The organism is Tsukamurella sp. 8F (assembly GCF_029167375.1).
GTDB lineage: Bacteria > Actinomycetota > Actinomycetes > Mycobacteriales > Mycobacteriaceae > Tsukamurella.
Genome location: NZ_JARFTP010000002.1, coordinates 89,648 through 105,917 on the forward strand (window position 1 = coordinate 89,648; position 16,270 = coordinate 105,917).

The 16,270-nt window shown below is 69.6% G+C and carries 15 protein-coding genes; 8 read left to right on the top strand and 7 right to left on the bottom strand.

What is annotated here, in order from left to right; all coding sequences use genetic code 11:
- Nucleotides 1–18 precede the first annotated feature (18 nt).
- Nucleotides 19–2,115: a transketolase gene (tkt, locus tag P0W64_RS01890; RefSeq protein WP_275478357.1), complete on the bottom strand. Its 2,097-nt coding sequence runs from the start codon at nt 2,113–2,115 to the stop codon at nt 19–21.
- Nucleotides 2,116–2,330: 215 nt separating this feature from the next.
- Between tkt and P0W64_RS01895 the strand changes: the two genes are divergently transcribed.
- The 3 genes from P0W64_RS01895 to P0W64_RS01905 all read left to right on the top strand — a co-directional run bounded on the left by P0W64_RS01895 (nt 2,331) and on the right by P0W64_RS01905 (nt 5,301).
- The gene (locus P0W64_RS01895) at nt 2,331–3,314 is read left to right on the top strand and encodes a heme o synthase (RefSeq protein ID WP_275478358.1); all 984 of its coding nucleotides are present in this window, start codon (nt 2,331–2,333) and stop codon (nt 3,312–3,314) included.
- Between the two features lie 84 nt (nt 3,315–3,398).
- The gene (locus P0W64_RS01900) at nt 3,399–4,643 is read left to right on the top strand and encodes a sensor histidine kinase (RefSeq protein WP_275478359.1); all 1,245 of its coding nucleotides are present in this window, start codon (nt 3,399–3,401) and stop codon (nt 4,641–4,643) included.
- A gap of 4 nt (nt 4,644–4,647) precedes the next feature.
- Nucleotides 4,648–5,301, top strand: a complete 654-nt coding sequence (locus P0W64_RS01905) for a response regulator transcription factor (RefSeq protein WP_275478360.1) — start codon at nt 4,648–4,650, stop codon at nt 5,299–5,301.
- A gap of 18 nt (nt 5,302–5,319) precedes the next feature.
- Here the strand turns inward: P0W64_RS01905 and P0W64_RS01910 are convergent, their stop codons facing one another.
- Nucleotides 5,320–6,285, bottom strand: a complete 966-nt coding sequence (locus P0W64_RS01910; protein ID WP_275478361.1) for a quinone oxidoreductase — start codon at nt 6,283–6,285, stop codon at nt 5,320–5,322.
- Nucleotides 6,286–6,339: 54 nt separating this feature from the next.
- Here P0W64_RS01910 and P0W64_RS01915 point away from each other — a divergent pair, with 54 nt between their 5' ends.
- Complete coding sequence (locus P0W64_RS01915) at nt 6,340–6,669, top strand: hypothetical protein (RefSeq protein ID WP_275478362.1); 330 nt, start codon at nt 6,340–6,342, stop codon at nt 6,667–6,669.
- Here P0W64_RS01915 and P0W64_RS01920 read toward each other — a convergent pair.
- From P0W64_RS01920 to P0W64_RS01940, 5 genes are all read right to left on the bottom strand, one after another.
- Nucleotides 6,608–7,615, bottom strand: a complete 1,008-nt coding sequence (locus tag P0W64_RS01920) for a COX15/CtaA family protein (protein ID WP_275478363.1) — start codon at nt 7,613–7,615, stop codon at nt 6,608–6,610. The two genes, P0W64_RS01915 and P0W64_RS01920, sit on opposite strands and share 62 nt — an antisense overlap.
- A 46-nt stretch (nt 7,616–7,661) precedes the next feature.
- Nucleotides 7,662–8,450 carry an ABC transporter permease gene (locus tag P0W64_RS01925; protein WP_275478364.1) on the bottom strand — a complete coding sequence of 263 codons (789 nt, stop codon included), beginning with the start codon at nt 8,448–8,450 and terminating at the stop codon, nt 7,662–7,664.
- Nucleotides 8,451–8,452: 2 nt separating this feature from the next.
- Nucleotides 8,453–9,391 (bottom strand): ABC transporter ATP-binding protein, encoded by a 939-nt coding sequence (locus P0W64_RS01930; protein ID WP_275478365.1) that lies wholly within the window; start codon nt 9,389–9,391, stop codon nt 8,453–8,455.
- Between the two features lie 6 nt (nt 9,392–9,397).
- The gene (gene mptB, locus P0W64_RS01935) at nt 9,398–11,119 is read right to left on the bottom strand and encodes a polyprenol phosphomannose-dependent alpha 1,6 mannosyltransferase MptB (protein WP_275478530.1); all 1,722 of its coding nucleotides are present in this window, start codon (nt 11,117–11,119) and stop codon (nt 9,398–9,400) included.
- A 153-nt stretch (nt 11,120–11,272) separates the two neighbouring features.
- Nucleotides 11,273–11,947 carry a nucleoside/nucleotide kinase family protein gene (locus P0W64_RS01940; protein ID WP_275478366.1) on the bottom strand — a complete coding sequence of 225 codons (675 nt, stop codon included), beginning with the start codon at nt 11,945–11,947 and terminating at the stop codon, nt 11,273–11,275.
- A 107-nt stretch (nt 11,948–12,054) separates the two neighbouring features.
- On the opposite strand from P0W64_RS01940, the gene P0W64_RS01945 reads away from it, so the two are divergent.
- The 4 genes from P0W64_RS01945 to sufC are packed head-to-tail and all read left to right on the top strand — an operon-like array spanning nt 12,055 to nt 16,249.
- Nucleotides 12,055–12,750 (top strand): helix-turn-helix domain-containing protein, encoded by a 696-nt coding sequence (locus P0W64_RS01945; RefSeq protein WP_275478367.1) that lies wholly within the window; start codon nt 12,055–12,057, stop codon nt 12,748–12,750.
- On the top strand, nt 12,747–14,219 hold the full coding sequence (sufB, locus tag P0W64_RS01950) for a Fe-S cluster assembly protein SufB (RefSeq protein ID WP_275478368.1): 1,473 nt from the start codon (nt 12,747–12,749) through the stop codon (nt 14,217–14,219). The genes P0W64_RS01945 and sufB overlap by 4 nt, the downstream gene beginning before the upstream one ends.
- Before the next feature lie 57 nt (nt 14,220–14,276).
- Nucleotides 14,277–15,443 carry a Fe-S cluster assembly protein SufD gene (gene sufD / locus P0W64_RS01955; RefSeq protein WP_275478531.1) on the top strand — a complete coding sequence of 389 codons (1,167 nt, stop codon included), beginning with the start codon at nt 14,277–14,279 and terminating at the stop codon, nt 15,441–15,443.
- Between the two features lie 35 nt (nt 15,444–15,478).
- Entirely contained in the window at nt 15,479–16,249 is a 771-nt protein-coding gene (sufC, locus tag P0W64_RS01960; protein ID WP_275478369.1) for a Fe-S cluster assembly ATPase SufC, read from the top strand.
- Nucleotides 16,250–16,270: the final 21 nt, after the last annotated feature.

Below are 16,270 nucleotides of genomic sequence, written 5' to 3' on the forward strand. Positions count from 1 at the left end.
GGGGTGGCGTACTGGGTTTCAGCCGCGCGCAGAAGCGATCGACTCCTCGGCCTTCGCGGCGACGTTGTCCGCCGTGAAGCCGTACTTGGCGAACAGCACCTTGTCGGAGGCCGACTCCCCGTAGTGCTCGAGCGCCACAGCGCGGCCGTGGCTGCCGAGGATCTTCCACCAGGGCATCGAGATCCCGGCCTCGACCGAGACGCGGGCGGTCACGGCAGGTGGGAGCACCGAGTCCCGGTAGGCCTGATCCTGTGCGTCGAACCACTCGAAACAGGGCAGGGAGACCACGCGGGCCTTGATGCCCTTCTCGGCGAGCAACCCGGCCGCGCCTACCGCGTACTGCACCTCGGATCCCGTGCCGATGAGCAGCACGTCAGGGGTGCCATCGGTGTCGACGAGGACGTAGCCGCCGCGCGCGACCCCCTCGGCGGACGTGCCCTCGAGGATGGGAACGCCCTGACGGGTCAGGGCGAGGCCGACGGGCCCCGTCGACGACGTGCCCTCGAGTGTCGTCTTCCATGCGTAGACGGTCTCGTTGGCGTCGGCGGGACGCACGAGCGACAGGTTGGGGATGGCGCGGAGTGCCGCGTAGTGCTCGACCGGCTGATGCGTCGGGCCGTCCTCGCCGAGGCCGATCGAGTCGTGCGTCCACACATAGATCGGATGGATGTCCATGAGTGAGGCGAGCCGCACGGCGCCGCGCATGTAGTCGGAGAACTGCAGGAATGTACCGCCGTACGCACGGGTCGGGCCGTGCAGCACGATGCCGGACAGGATCGCGCCCATCGCGTGCTCGCGGACGCCGAAGTGCAGCGTGCGGCCGTACGGCTGAGCGTTCCAGGTGGACGTCGCGATCGAGGTGGGCCCGAACGACTCCGCGCCCTTGATGGTCGTGTTGTTGGAGCCCGCCAGGTCGGCCGAGCCGCCCCACAGTTCGGGGAGGGTCTGGCCCGCGGCGGCGAGGAAGGCGCCCGACGCTGCGCGCGTCGCAAGCGGCTTGTCGCCGGTCGACCAGCTGGGCAGATCCGCGTCCCAGCCGTCGGGCAGCTCGCCGGCGGTGAGGCGGTCCAGCAGGGCCTTGCGCTCGGGATTCGCCGCCGCCCACGCGTCGAACCGCGTGTCCCACTCGGCGTGGGCCTTGCGGCCGCGCTCGACGAGCCCGCGCGTGTGCTCGATGACCTCGTTCGGAACCTCGAACTTCTTGTCGGGATCGAAGCCGAGGATCTTCTTCGTGGCGGCCACCTCCTCGTCGCCCAGGGCGGACCCGTGCGCGGCGCCGGTGTTCATCTTCTTCGGCGCGGGGAAGCCGATGATGGTGCGCAGCACGATGATGGAGGGCTTGTCGGTGACGGCCTTGGCCGCGGCGATGGCCTCCTCGATGCCGGTGACGTTCTCGCCGCTCTCGACGTACTGCACATGCCAGCCGTACGACTCGTAGCGCTTGCCCACGTCCTCACCCAGTGCGATCGACGTGTCGTCCTCGATCGAGATGTGGTTGTCGTCGTAGAACAGGATCAGGTTGCCGAGCTCCTGGACCCCGGCCAGCGACGACGCCTCGCCCGTCACGCCCTCCTCGATATCGCCGTCCGAGGCGATCACGTAGATGAAGTGGTCGAAGGGGCTCTCCCCGGGGGCGGCGTCGGGGTCGAACAGGCCGCGCTCGTAGCGCGACGCGAACGCCATGCCGACGGCCGACGAGAGCCCCTGGCCGAGCGGCCCGGTGGTGATCTCGACGCCTCTGGTGTGGTGGTACTCGGGGTGGCCCGGCGTCAGCGAGCCCTCGGTGCGCAGGGCCTCGATGTCGGAGAGCTCGAGGCCGAAGCCGCCCAGGAACAACTGCAGGTAGAGGGTGAGGCTCGAGTGGCCGCACGACAGGACGAACCGGTCGCGGCCGATCCAGTGCGTGTCGGACGGGTCGTGGACCATCGTCCGCTGGAACAGGGTGTAGGCGAGCGGCGCCAGGCTCATCGCGGTGCCGGGGTGGCCGCTGCCCACCTTCTGCACGGCGTCGGCCGCAAGGACACGGACGGTGTCCACTGCTCGCGAGTCGATGTCGGTCCAGTCCGCGGGGTGTGCGGAGGCGGTGAGGGCTTCGATCTCGGGGGTGGCAGTCACGGGTTGCAGACTCTCCTGTTCGCAGTGGCGATTCCAACCAGTGAGCCTACTCGGCACAGACGTGCCGCACAGTGCGCGTGCGACCACTGGATTCATGAATCCTGACGGCGAGGGTCTACCATGCTCTGTAGTAGACCGAAGGTCTGTCGATCGGGTGCGCCGCGAGGCGTGCAGGCGCGCCGAGAGTCGGCGCGCGTCAAGAGAAGCGGGTACGGATGGTGGAGAAGCTCGGGCACGGTTTCGACGCGCCCGGGACAGGTGGATCCGCCGCGGCTCCGGCACCGTCGGGCTCGGTCGGCCGTATCCGGCAGACCGTCCTCGCATACATCGGCCTCACCAAGCCCAAGGTGATCGAGCTGTTGCTGGTCGCCACCATCCCGGTGATGCTCCTGGCGGATCGCGGCCACGTAGACCTCCCACTGATCCTGTCGACCCTGTTCGGGGGCTGGCTCGGGGCGGCGGCGGCCAACACGCTCAACATGGTCGCGGACGCGGACATCGACAAGAAGATGAAGCGCACCGAGCAGCGGCCCCTCGCGCGTCAGGCGGTGCCGACGCGGCACGCCCTGATCTTCGGGCTCGTGCTCACCGCCGCGTCCTTCGCCTGGCTCGCATGGCGCGCGAACGTGCTCTCGGCCGTGCTGGTCCTGGTGACCATCGCGTTCTACCTGTTCGTCTACACGATGCTGCTGAAGCGGCGTACCTCGCAGAACGTGGTGTGGGGCGGCGCCGCCGGTTGTATGCCTACGCTGGTCGGCTGGTCCGCGGCGACGGGCCACATCGGGTGGCCCGCGGTCGTGCTGTTCCTCGTCATCTTCTTCTGGACGCCGCCGCACACGTGGGCCCTCGCCATGCGCTATCGCGAGGACTACAAGGCCGCCGGGGTCCCGATGCTGCCGGTGGTTGCGCCGGAGACCACCGTCGCTCGGCAGATGGTCTGGTACACGTGGGCGACCGTGATCACGACGCTCGCCGTAGTGCCCGCGGCCGGCGCGGTGTACGCGGTCGCCGCCCTCGCATGTGGCGGTTGGTTCCTGTTCGCGGTGCACCGCCTGTACAGCCGGACCAAGGCCGGTCAGGAGATCAAGCCGCTCAAGGTCTTCCTACAGTCGAACAACTACCTAGCGGTGCTGTTTCTAGCCCTGTCGGTCGACTCGATCCTCAACACTCCCACCATCGGCCACCTACTCGGCTGGTGACGCGGCGGGGTAGACCTGGCTCCACCTCGGAGTCTCGCACGCACCCCACCGACGCGGCCGCCGCGCGCACCTAGCGTCTTCGGTATGGACACCACCACCGATCCCGAGCCGGATCTCGGCGCAGTCTGGCGCCCGCTCGCGCACCCCATCGACTACCTCGACTCGTCGCGTCCCTGGCGCGCGGTCGCCTACAGCCTCGTCACGGCCGTCCTGGCCGCGATCACAGCGGGCCTGGTGCTGTCGATACTGCTCATCCCGCTGCTGCCGCTGTGGGCGTACATCCTCGGCAGACTGGACCGAGTGCGTGTCACGCTGCTCGGGACCGAGCGCATCGCCGATCCACACAGGCCCGTCGCGGGGCCGTTGATCGAGCGGTGCGGAGCGCGGCTGGGTGAGGGTGCTACCTGGCGCGAGACGGTGTATGTCGTCGCCATCGCGACCCTGTCCGGCGCGGCGGCCCTGGCGGCGATGCTGTTCTGGGCGATGGCCGGCGCCCTGGTCGTATCGCCGCTGCTCGTCCGCTCGGAGCCGATCGACGTCTGGCGGGTCACCGTCACGACGTCCCAGCAGGCCGTGCCGCTCGCCGTGGCCGGGCTCCTGTTGGTGCCCGTGGGACTCTGGCTGCACGGTCTGCTCGCGGCCGTCGAGTCGAGCCTCGCGGTGTGGCTGCTGGGACCGACGCAGGGGGAGCTGGCACGCCGCGTCGCGGGCCTGGAGACCTCGCGCAGTGTGCTGGTGGACTCGTTCGAGGGCGAGCGCCAGCGGATCGAGCGAGACCTGCACGACGGACCCCAACAGGATCTCGTCGGACTGGCCATGACGCTGGGTGAGATGGAGGCCGAGCTGGGGGAGCGACCCGAGCCGCGCGCCCAGCTGGCGACCGCGCAGGCGCAGCTCGACCGTGCCCTCGCCTCCCTGCGGGCTGCGGTGCGCGGGGTACATCCGGCTGTGCTCACCGACCGCGGCGTCGCGGCTGCCGTAGCCGAGCTGGGCGGCCCGTCGCTGCCCGTGACCGTCGTATGCGGGGAGGGCTGGTCGCCCGGGTTACGGCTGCCGCCGGCCGTCGAGGCGACGATGTACTTCACCGCGAGCGAGGCGGTCACCAACGCCGCCAAGCACGGCGCGGCCACGGCGGTGTCCGTCGCGCTCGACGCGGACCGCGACGGTATCCGGATGACGATCACCGACGACGGCGCCGGCGGGGCCGACCCGGACGCGGGATCCGGTTTGGCGGGCCTGGTGGAGCGGGCCGCGACCGTCGGTGCCGAACTGCACGTCTTCAGCCCGCAGGGCGGCCCCACGACGCTGGCGTGGCGGATGGCAGGCTGACCTGGTGCGAATCGTGCTGGCGGAGGACTCGGTACTGCTGCGCGAGGGGCTCGTCCGCATCCTGGAGCGCGCGGGACACGACGTGGTCGCTGCCGTCGGAGATGCGGCCGCACTGGCTGATTCGGTTGCGGCGGACGCCCCGGACCTGGTCGTGACCGATGTTCGTATGCCCGCCCGGGCCGGTGCCGACGAGGGCGCTCTGGACGAGGGGCTTCGGGCGGCGCTCGCGCTGCGTAGGGGCACCGCGGGTGTGCCCGTGCTGGTCCTGTCTCAGTACGTCGCCGGCGCGTACGCGCGGGAGCTGGTCGAATCGGGCGGGGGTGTCGGCTATCTGCTCAAGGAGCGGGTCGGCCGGGTCGCCGACTTCCTCCGCGCCGCAGACACCGTCGCGTCCGGCGGCGTGGTCGTCGACCCCGAGGTGGTGACCCAGATGTTCCGGTCGTCACCCCTCGACCGGTTCACGCCCCGCGAGCGCGAGGTGATGGAGCGGATGGCGCGCGGCGACGGTAACGCGCAGATCGCCGCGGACCTCGTCGTGTCGGATGCGGCGGTGTCGAAGCACGTCGCGTCCGTGTTCGCGAAGCTCGACCTGCCGCCCGAGGAGGGGAATCGTCGAGTGCGCGCCGTGCTCGCGTACCTGGCCGAGCACCCGACGTGAGCGGTCCGGGCGCTGCGCTCAGGGGATGAGCACCACGGAGCCCGTGGTCTTGCGCGCCTGCAGATCCGTGTGCGCCCGGGCGGCGTCCGCGAGCGGGTACGAAGCGCCCACCAGGAATCGCAGGGTGCCGTCCGCCAGCCCGTCGAAGACGAACGACGACCGGCGCTCGAAGTCCTGCGGCGTGGCGACGTACGAGCCCAGCGACGGCCGCTGGATGTACAACGAGCCGTGGCTGTTGAGCTGCTGCAGGTCGAACGGCGGGATCGGCCCCGACGCCGCGCCGAACGCGATGATGTACCCGTGCGGCCGGGCCGAAGCGAGCGACGCCTGGATCGTGTCCTTCCCGACGCCGTCGTAGACCGCGGCCACGCCCGCCCCGTCCGTCAGCTCGCGGACCCGACCGGCGACGTCGTCGGTGTATCGGAGCGTCGCGGCGGCACCCGCGCCGCGCGAGAGCTCGGCCTTGGCGTCCGATGACACAGTGCTGATGACGCGCGCCCCCAGCCCCTTCGCCATCTGCGTGACCAGCAGGCCCGTGCCGCCCGCACCCGCGTGCACGAGGACGGTGTCGCCGGGCTGCACAGGGTATGAATCGTGGGTGAGATAGTGCGCGGTCATGCCCTGCAGGAGCACCGAAGCGGCGACGTCGGATCCGACCGCGTCGGGAACCCGGACGGTCCGGTCGGCGGGCACGGTCGCCAGCTCGGCGTAGGTGCCGGTGCCGTCGGCGAACGCGACGCGGTCCCCGACCGAGCGGGAGGTCACGCCGTCACCCAGCGCGACAACGGTGCCGGCCCCCTCGGTGCCGGGTGTGTAGGGCGGCTTGGACGGGTAGATGCCCTGGCGGAAGTAGGTGTCGATGAAGTTCACGCCGACCGCCTCGACGCGGACCAGCACCTGGCCCGGCGCGGGAGTCGGATCGTGTGCCTGCCCGTACTCGAGTACCTCTGGGCCGCCGTTCCGCTGGACCGTGATTGCACGCATGGCAGGTACTACCTCGGCGTCCGGGACGTTATTCCGCCTCGGTAGGCTGCCGGCATGAGCGATGAGGCTACATCCGCTGCTGAGCAGGCTGCCCCGGCCGCGCCCGCCGGCGTCGTGAAGATCGTCAAGGCGTTCGCATCACGTCACGGCGGCGCGAACGCGGTGCTGCAGGACATGGGGGAGCAGGGCGTGCGTATCACCCTCGTAGGCGAGGACGGGATCCTCGGGGACCAGGTCGTCGCGGACCGGCCCACGGCGGAGGCCGTCGCCGCCGAAGCCGGGATCGAGACCTCGGAGTGGGTGCGCGATCTGGTCTCGAAGGTCACGCCCGAGGAGCCGAAGCACTTCCGGCTGATGGCCGGCTACCGGGCTCGGTCGCTGTAACGGAGCTCCGCACCGTTCGAGGCGCCATGGCCTGGTACAGGATCGCGGTCTCGGCGATCACGGAGCACGCGCCGGCGACGTGCAGCACGACCAGCACCGCCGGCACGTTGGTGAAGTACTGCACCACACCGATCAGCGCCTGTGCGCACACGACGGCGAACACGATCCGCAGGCGGCGGCGCACCGCGTCGGACGCTCCGCCGCGCACGGCCACGAAGGCCGCGGTGATCAGCAGCACGAGATAGACCACGAGCAGCCCGCCGTGCACCGAGGTCAGCGCCGGGATGGACCAGTGAAGCCGGTCGATGGCCTCCGGATTGGTGCGATCGCCCGCGTGCGGACCGGCCCCGGTCACCATGACCCCCGCGGCGAGCACGAACGCCATGACGGCTGCCGACAACGCGACGATGCGGCGGGCGACGGGCGGTGCGGCGGCGCTCCGCGCGCCGTCGTCGGGCTGCGCGATCTTGATGTACAGGGTCGCTGCAAGCCACACCATCGCGCACGATGCGAGCATGTGCGCGCCGACGACCCACCACTTGAGCCCCGTCAGCACGGTGATACCGCCGAGGACGCCCTGCACGAGAGTGGACGCCGGCATGATCCACGCGTAGACCAGGACCTCGCGTCGGCGGCGAGCGCGCGTGACGGCGAGCACGACGGCGGCGGACAGCGTCACCACGATCCAGACCGCGATCTGCCGGTTCGAGAACTCGATGGCCTGATGCCACCACGGAACGTCCTCGTGCCGGATCGGGACGAGGCTGTCGTCGAAGCACTTCGGCCACGTCGGACAACCCAGGCCGGACGCGGTGACGCGCACGACCGAACCGGTCACGGCGATGAGCGCCTGGCTCAGGATTACCCAGAGGGCGATGATCCGCTGCGCCCTCGCGCCCGGGAGCGGGAGGAGATCGACGAGACGGAGGAACCCTCGGTACAGCACGCGCCCATACTACGGGCTGTCGTTGACCGTTCCGAATCCAGTCGGGTCAGCCGGTGAAGCGGAAGTACCGGACGGCGGCCGCCGTCCCCACCATGCCCCACACCAGCAGCGTCGCGATCCCGAACCAGTCGAACGAGCCGCGGTCGGTCGCCCGTGTGAGGGCCTCGGTCAGGGCGCCCGACGGCACCAACCGCGCGACCCAGTTCAGCGCCGTGGGCACGTGCTGGTGTACGAGCACCACGGAGCCGACGGCCGCCAGCACGAACCACAGCAGATTTGCGAGTGCGAGCACGACCTCGGCTTTGAGCGTGCCACCCAACAGCAGGCCCAGCGATGCGAACGCGAACACGCCGAGCGCGAGCACACCTGCGCCGATCACGAGGCCCAGCGGCTGCGGGCGCCACCCGAGCGCGAGCCCGATGGCGCCGAGGATCGCCGACTGCAGCGCGACCACTATGACCACCGCGAGCGTCTTCCCGACGATGATCGCCCAGCGTGGCAGCGGCGTCGCACCCAGCCGTTTGAGCGCCCCGTAGCGGCGGTCGAAGCCGACGGCGATGGCCTGGCCGGTGAACGCGGTGGACATCACGGCCACGGCCATGATCGCCGGCACGAATACGTCCGCGCGGGTCTCCGCGTAATGGCCGATCGGCAGCAGTGACAGCCCCACGAGGAGGGCGATCGGGATGAACATCGTCAGTAGCAACTGCTCGCCGTTGCGTAGCAGCAGCGTGAGCTCCATCCGGGTCTGCGCCGCGACCATCGGCCCGGGCGCCGCAGCCTCAGGCTGGGGTGAGAACGTGCCGGGCCGGAAGCGGTGCGCTGGTGCGGTCATGGTCATCCCCTCAGATCGCGCCCGGTCAGGTCGAGGAACACGTCCTCGAGGCTCTTGGCGCCCACGTGCAGGTTGCTGATCAGGGCGTTCTCGCCCGCACACCACGCGGCGACGCCCGCCACCTCACGCGGCGTGACCGCGCGCCCACGCACGACGTAGACGGACTGGCCGTCCGCGCCGCCGCGCTGCGTCTCGTCGACGGCGAAACCCGCGCCGAGCCGGGTCGCGAGCCCGGCGGCGTCCAGGCCGCGGACGGCGGTGAAGCGCAGTTCGTTCTGGGACCCGGCGTGCGTCAGCTCGGTGGGCGTGCCGGCGGCGACGGTGCGGCCGTGGTCGATGATGACGACGCGGTCCGCCAGCTCCTCGGCCTCGTCGAGCAGGTGCGTGGTGAGCAGCACGGTGACGCCGTCGCGGCGCAGGGAGTCGACGAGGTCCCATACGAGCAGGCGGGCCTGCGCGTCCAGGCCCGCGGTCGGCTCGTCGAGGAAGACGAGCTCGGGACGTCCGACGATGGCGCATGCCAGCGCGAGCCGCTGCTGTTGCCCGCCCGACAGACGCCGGTAGCCGACCGTCGCTGCGTCGGCGAGGCCGAGCGTCTTCAGCAGCCAGTCGGGGTCGAGCGGGTTCGCGGAGTAGGCGGCGACGAGCCGGAGCATCTCTCCGGCTTTAGCGCCGGGATACGCGCCTCCGCCCTGCAACATCACGCCGATGCGCGGCCGCAGCCGCGCCGCGTCGGCGACCGGATCGAGGCCGAGGACTTCGATAGTGCCCTCGTCGGGAGAGGCGAAGCCCTCACACATCTCGACGGTCGTGGTCTTACCGGCGCCGTTCGGGCCGAGAAGGGCGAGGACCGTGCCGTCGTCGATCTCGAGATCGAGGCCGTCGACGGCGGTGAGGTCGCGATACCGCTTGGTGACGGCTTTCGCGGACAGGGCAACCACGGGTGCTCAGCGTACAGCCCGGTCCGACGGACCCCGTCGGCGCACGCGTGCCACGACGGCCGAGGTCAGCGCCCGCCCGCCGCCGAACGTCAGGTAGAGATACAGCGCCACCACGATCGCCGTGGTGATCGCCGACCGCGCGATCACGTACGGCTCGATCTCGCCGCCGTTCGGCATGAGCATGAGCGACACGACGCACGACGCGATCACCGCGGACAACCGGAACGCGGGCGCCGTCGCCCAGGCCGCCAGCGGGATGATGGCCCACAGCAGGTACCAGGGCTGGACGACGGGGAACAGCAGGACGATGGCGGCCATCGAGACGCCGATCGCACCGACGGGGTGGATCCGCCCGGAGAGCGTGCCGAGGAGCATGCGGCACACGATGACGGCCGCGATCGCGGCGGCGAGCGGGCGGGTGAGGGCGAGGATCGCGGTGGTGTGGTCGCCGAGCCCGAGTAGGACACCGATCTGTCCGGTCCCGAGCCCGAGGATCGTCGGGATCGACATCCACGACCGCACCTTGTTCGCAGTGCCCAGCGTGCTGGCGTCGAGCCAGCCGTAGCCGAGGCCCGTCACCTGGCACACCAGCACGACCACGGCGACGAGGACGACGGCCAGCAGGCAGGCGGACGTGGCGAGTGCCAGCGTCGTGCGGCGCCACGTTGGCCGCATGCCCGTCAGTGCGAGGCGCCAGTTCCCGGCACGCCCCCCGATGTTCGGGAAGACCGCGCCGAGGCGCCGCGCCAGGGCCATCCCGACGAACCCCATCGCGAGCACGGACGTGATCTTGATCAGGCTCGACGCCGCGATCGTCGCGGCTCCGGCGACGAGCAGCCAGCCCGTGCGGGATGGCAGCCACGGCCTTTCGAGCCTCGCGGTTCCGCCGAGGAACGATCGGCCGGAGTCGATCGCGCGCAGTGCCCACTCGATGCCGACCAGCATCAGCCCGAGCATGAGGGCCTCGTTGTGGATGCCGGCGATCAGGTGGAAGATCAGTAGCGGGTTCGCGGCGCCGAGCCACAGCGCGGCGACCTCGTTGACCCCGCAGCGCCGCGCGAGCCGCGGCAGCGCCCAGACGATGAAGGCCACGCCTGCGAGAGCGAGGAGCCGGTGCAGGACCACCGCCTCGACGATGTTCTCACCGGTCAGGGCCGTGATACCGCGGCCGAGGTAGAGGAACAGCGGTCCGTAGGGCGCGGGGGTGTCGCGCCAGATGTTCGGCACCGAACGGGTGAACACGTGGTCGATGCCCAGCGCCGCGGCGGGGCCGATCCGGTAGGGATCCATGCCGCGCGCGGTGATCTCGCTCTGCGCGAGGTAGGAGTACACGTCCTTGCTGAACATCGGAGGCGCGAACACGAACGGCAGGCACCAGAGTGCGAGGATCCGGTCGAACGCCCTGCGCTGCAGCCGCCGGGGCGGGGCGGGCGGACGGTGTGCGTTGGGTGCGAGGTATCCGACCGTGTACCGGCGCAGCAGTACCCACGCGAGCATCAGCATCGCCGTGCCGGTCATCGCGACCGTCAGCGCGGTCGACGGCATGCGGAACATGAGACCGAACAGTCGGACACCCGCGATCGGATTCTGCACGACCGGGAACGACCCGACCCCCAGTGCGCCGAACGCTATGAGGACCGCGCCGACGCCGCCGAACATCGCTATCCTGCGCGCCTGACGCTTCTCGGCAGGCAGGAGGTCGGGATATTCGCCCTCGTCGCCGTGCAGGCTCGTTACGGTGGCCGACGACGACGCCTCCGTGCGCGTAATGCCCAGGTAGCGGCCCACGGCCTTCGCGGCTGCGGGACTACGGACCGTGGGCGACACGGATGCAGCGTACTCGGGGCGGCTCGGGGCGCCGTGGCGTGCGCGGCCGCGACCTCAGCGCACGGGGTGCGATGCCGCCGCGGCGGCCGCGACGACGCGATCAGCTCGCATTGCGGCGGCGGCCACACGGCGGGCGTTCGGCTCGTCCACCTCGCGCACCCAGGCCCACGCCGCGTCTGGGGTCTTACCGAACCGGATGTGCCTGCGCACCAGTCGTTCCCGGCGTATCGCATCGTCGACGACTACGAACCACACCTCGTCGAGCGCAGCGCGCACCGGAGCCCACACCTCGTCGTCGAGCAGCAGGTAGTTGCCCTCGGTGACGACGATGCGGCATGCGGGTTCGATGGGGATCGCTCCCGCGAGGGGTTGCTCGAGCGTCCGCTCGAACGCGGGCGCATAGGCGGTGCGACTCCTGTCGGGATCGACGAGTCGGCGCAGCAGGGCGGCATAGCCGTCGGCGTCGAACGTGTCCGGAGCGCCCTTGCGGCCGAGCCGACCCAGTCGTAGGAGCTCGGCGTCGGCCAGGTGGAAGCCGTCCATCGGCACGTGTACCGCTCGATCGGGGCCTATACCGGCGGGCGGCTCCGCGGCCAGCGCGCCCACCAGTGCCTCGGCGAGGGTCGTCTTCCCGGCTCCGGGTGCCCCGCATATCCCGAGTACGACCGGGCGGTCCGGCAGCACCAGCGCACGCGCCGCCGCGACGGCGTCGGGGAGCGTGTCGAGCATCCCGCCATTCTGCCGGGTGATATGCGACACGGGGATTTCGGCCAAGCGCTGGCGAGCTTAGCCTGCCCTTGCTAGCATGCGCGGCGGATTTACGAAACAATCGTGTTGTGAAAAACCACGAGACGACTGTGCGCGAGGGTGGTGTCCGCCCATTGGAGGGCGACACCCGCCACGCCATCGTGTCTCTGCTCGTGGCGAAGGGGGCCTGCACCGCGGCGGACATCGGTGAGGAACTCGACATCACACCCACGGCCGTCCGTCGCCATCTCGACATCCTCATCGATGCAGGTGAGGTGACCTCAGCGCCACCGTCGACTCGTAGCGACCATCGTCGCCGCGGGCGTCCGGCCCGGCAGTTCCTGCTGACGCAGGCCGGCCGCCGGCAACTGTCCCAGGGCTACGACGTCCTGGCCGGTGACGCGCTCCGCGCCCTCCGTGAGGTAGGCGGGGAGGAGGCGGTACGGGCGTTCGCCCGCCGCCGGGCGGAGGCCGCTGTGGCCTCGGCCGACACCAGCGCCACGGCGGACACGGGCACCAACGCCCGGAGGATCGCCGTCGCACTGTCGGATGCCGGCTTCTCGGCCGACACCCGCATCGTCGGGTCCGGCGTCCAGATCTGCCAACACCACTGCCCGGTGTCGGAGGTCGCCAGCGAGTTCCCCGAACTCTGCGAAGCAGAAATAGAGGTCATCGGGGAATTGTTGGGAACACACGTCCAGCGTTTGGCGACGATCGCCAACGGGGACCGCGCATGCACCACACACGTGCCCCTGACCACGGGGCAGCCGAAGGAGCTTCGATGACTACCACCGAGAACGAGATCGTGTCCCCGGGCACGATCGCCCAGCCGGCGAGCTCGGGGCCGCTCACCCAGGAACAGACCATCGAGTCGCTCGGCAAGTACGGCTACGGTTGGCACGACGCCGACGCCGCGGGGGCTTCCGCCCAGCGCGGGCTGTCGCCCGCCGTCGTGGCGGACATCTCTGCGAAGAAGGACGAGCCGCAGTGGATGCTGGAGAGCCGGTTGAAGGCCCTCGGCATCTTCGACAAGAAGCCGATGCCCACGTGGGGCAGCAACCTGGACGGTATCGACTTCGACAACATCAAGTACTTCGTGCGCTCCACGGAGAAGCAGGCCGCCAGCTGGGAGGATCTGCCCGAGGACATCAAGAACACCTACGACAAGCTCGGCATCCCCGAGGCGGAGAAGCAGCGCCTCGTCGCCGGTGTGGCCGCGCAGTACGAGTCCGAGGTCGTCTACCACCAGATCCGTGAGGATCTGGAGGAGCAGGGCGTCATCTTCCTGGACACCGACACCGGCCTGCGGGAGCACCCGGAACTGTTCCGCCAGTACTTCGGCTCGGTGATCCCCGCGGGAGACAACAAGTTCTCCGCGCTGAACACCGCCGTGTGGTCCGGTGGCTCGTTCATCTACGTGCCGCCGGGCGTGCACGTCGACATCCCGCTGCAGGCCTACTTCCGTATCAACACGGAGAACATGGGCCAGTTCGAACGCACGCTGATCATCGTGGACGAGGGTGCGTACGTGCACTACGTCGAGGGCTGCACCGCGCCGATCTACCAGTCGGACTCGCTGCATTCCGCGGTCGTCGAGATCATCGTCAAGAAGGGCGGCCGCTGCCGTTACACGACCATCCAGAACTGGTCGAACAACGTCTACAACCTGGTCACCAAGCGCGCCAAGGCCGAAGCCGGTGCCACGATGGAATGGATCGACGGCAACATCGGCTCCAAGGTCACGATGAAGTACCCGGCCGTGTGGATGACCGGTGAGCACGCCAAGGGCGAGGTGCTCTCGGTGGCGTTCGCGGGCGAGGGACAGCACCAGGACACGGGTTCCAAGATGGTGCATCTCGCGCCCAACACGTCGAGCAACATCGTCAGCAAGTCCGTCGCACGCGGCGGCGGTCGGGCGTCCTATCGCGGCCTCGTGCAGGTGAACAAGGGTGCGCACGGTTCGCGCTCGACGGTGAAGTGCGATGCGCTACTTGTGGATACGATCTCGCGCTCGGACACGTATCCGTACGTCGACATCCGCGAGGACGACGTCACGATGGGGCATGAGGCGACCGTATCCAAGGTGAGTGACGACCAGCTCTTCTATCTGATGAGCCGCGGCCTGACCGAGGATGAGGCCATGGCCATGGTGGTGCGCGGCTTCGTCGAGCCCATCGCCAAGGAGTTGCCGATGGAGTACGCCCTAGAGCTGAACCGACTGATCGAGCTGCAGATGGAAGGGGCCGTGGGCTAAGTGACAGAGTCTGATTCGCGCCTCGCCGGGCCGTCGGTTGCGACGCCCGGGAACAACGTGGCGGCGGCCGCAGAGTCCGCACAACCGGTCACCAACAAGGGCGAACTCTTCACGTCGTACGACGTCGACGCCTTCGAGATCCCCAGTCACCGCGACGAGGCGTGGCGGTTCACGCCGCTGCGCCGACTGCGCGGCCTGCACGACGGCAAGGCGACCGTCGACGGCGTCGTGTCCTTCACGACGGGCGATGTCCCGGCCGGCATCACCGTCGAGACCGTGGGGCGGGACGACTCCCGCCTCGGCGCCGCCGGTGTCCCGTTCGATCGCGTTGCCGCGCAGGCGTGGTCGTCGTTCAGCGAGGCGACCGTCGTCACCGTCGGGCGCGAGGTCGAGGCGGATGGCGCGCTCATCGTCACCGTCGAGGGCCCGGGCGAGGGTCGGACCGCGTTCGCGCACCTGCAGATCCGCGTCGAGCGTTTCGGGCGAGCGGTCGTGGTGCTGGACCATCGTGGCTCCGGAACCGTCTCGGAGAACATCGAATTCGTCATCGATGACGGCGCCCTGCTGTCCGTCGTGGACGTGCAGGATTTCGCCGACGACGCCGTGTGGGCGACGCAGCATCACGTCACCGTGGGGCGCGACGCGACGGTCAAGCACTTCGCTGTGCAGCTCGGCGGCGACACGGTACGTATGACACCGCACGTGCGGTTCACCCAGCCGGGCGGCCATGCCGAGATGTACGGCCTGTACTTCGCCGACGCGGGCCAGCACCTGGAGCAGCGTCTGCTGGTAGATCATGCTGTACCGCACTGCAAGTCGAATGTCGTGTACAAGGGTGCGCTACAGGGCGACCCGGCTTCGAGGAAGGGTGACGCCCATACCGTCTGGGTCGGGGACGTGCTCATCCGTGCCGAGGCCGAGGGCACGGACACGTTCGAGCTGAACCGCAACCTGGTGCTCACCGACGGTGCGCGGGCAGACTCGGTGCCCAATCTGGAGATCGAGACCGGCGAGATCGAGGGTGCGGGCCACGCGTCGGCGACCGGACGGTTCGACGACGAGCAGCTGTTCTATCTGCGCTCACGCGGAATCCCGGAGGACCAGGCCCGCCGCCTCGTGGTGCGTGGCTTCTTCCAGGAGCTGATCGAGCGCATCACGGTGCCCGAGATCCGCGCCCGGCTCGAGGCAGCCATCGAGACCGAACTCGCCACAGCCGGCGTCTGAGACCACTAGAAGCGAAAGCCCAAGGAAAGCAACTGATGTCTACTCTCGAGATCCGCGACCTGCACGTCAATGTGGTGCAGTCGGACGAGAACGCCGAGCCGATCAACATCCTCAAGGGTGTCGACCTCACCATCAAGTCCGGTGAGACGCACGCGATCATGGGACCGAACGGCTCCGGTAAGTCCACCCTGAGCTACGCGATCGCAGGCCACCCCAAGTACGAGATCACCCGCGGGACGATCACTCTCGACGGCGAGAACGTCCTGGACATGACGGTCGACGAGCGTGCCCGCGCCGGCCTCTTTCTCGCGATGCAGTACCCCGTCGAGGTACCCGGTGTCTCCATGTCCAATTTCCTGCGCACCGCCGCCAGTGCCGTCCGCGGCGAGGCGCCCAAGCTCCGGACCTGGGTCAAAGAGGTCAAGGAGGCGATGGGCGACCTGGACATCGACGCGCAGTTCGGCGAGCGCTCGGTGAACGAGGGCTTCTCGGGCGGTGAGAAGAAGCGCCACGAGATCCTGCAGCTGGGCCTGCTCAAGCCGAAGTTCGCGATCCTCGACGAGACCGACTCGGGTCTCGACGTCGATGCGCTGCGGGTCGTGTCGGAGGGCGTCAACAGGTACGCAGAACGAGAGCACGGCGGCATCCTGCTCATCACCCACTACACCCGGATCCTGCGGTACATCCACCCGCAGTTCGTGCACGTCTTCGTGAACGGCCGCGTCGTGGAGTCCGGGGGACCGGAGCTCGCCGACGAGCTCGAAGAGAACGGCTACGTCCGGTTCACCCAGGCCGTCGGGGCCTGATCTCACGAACAGCGAAGGGAG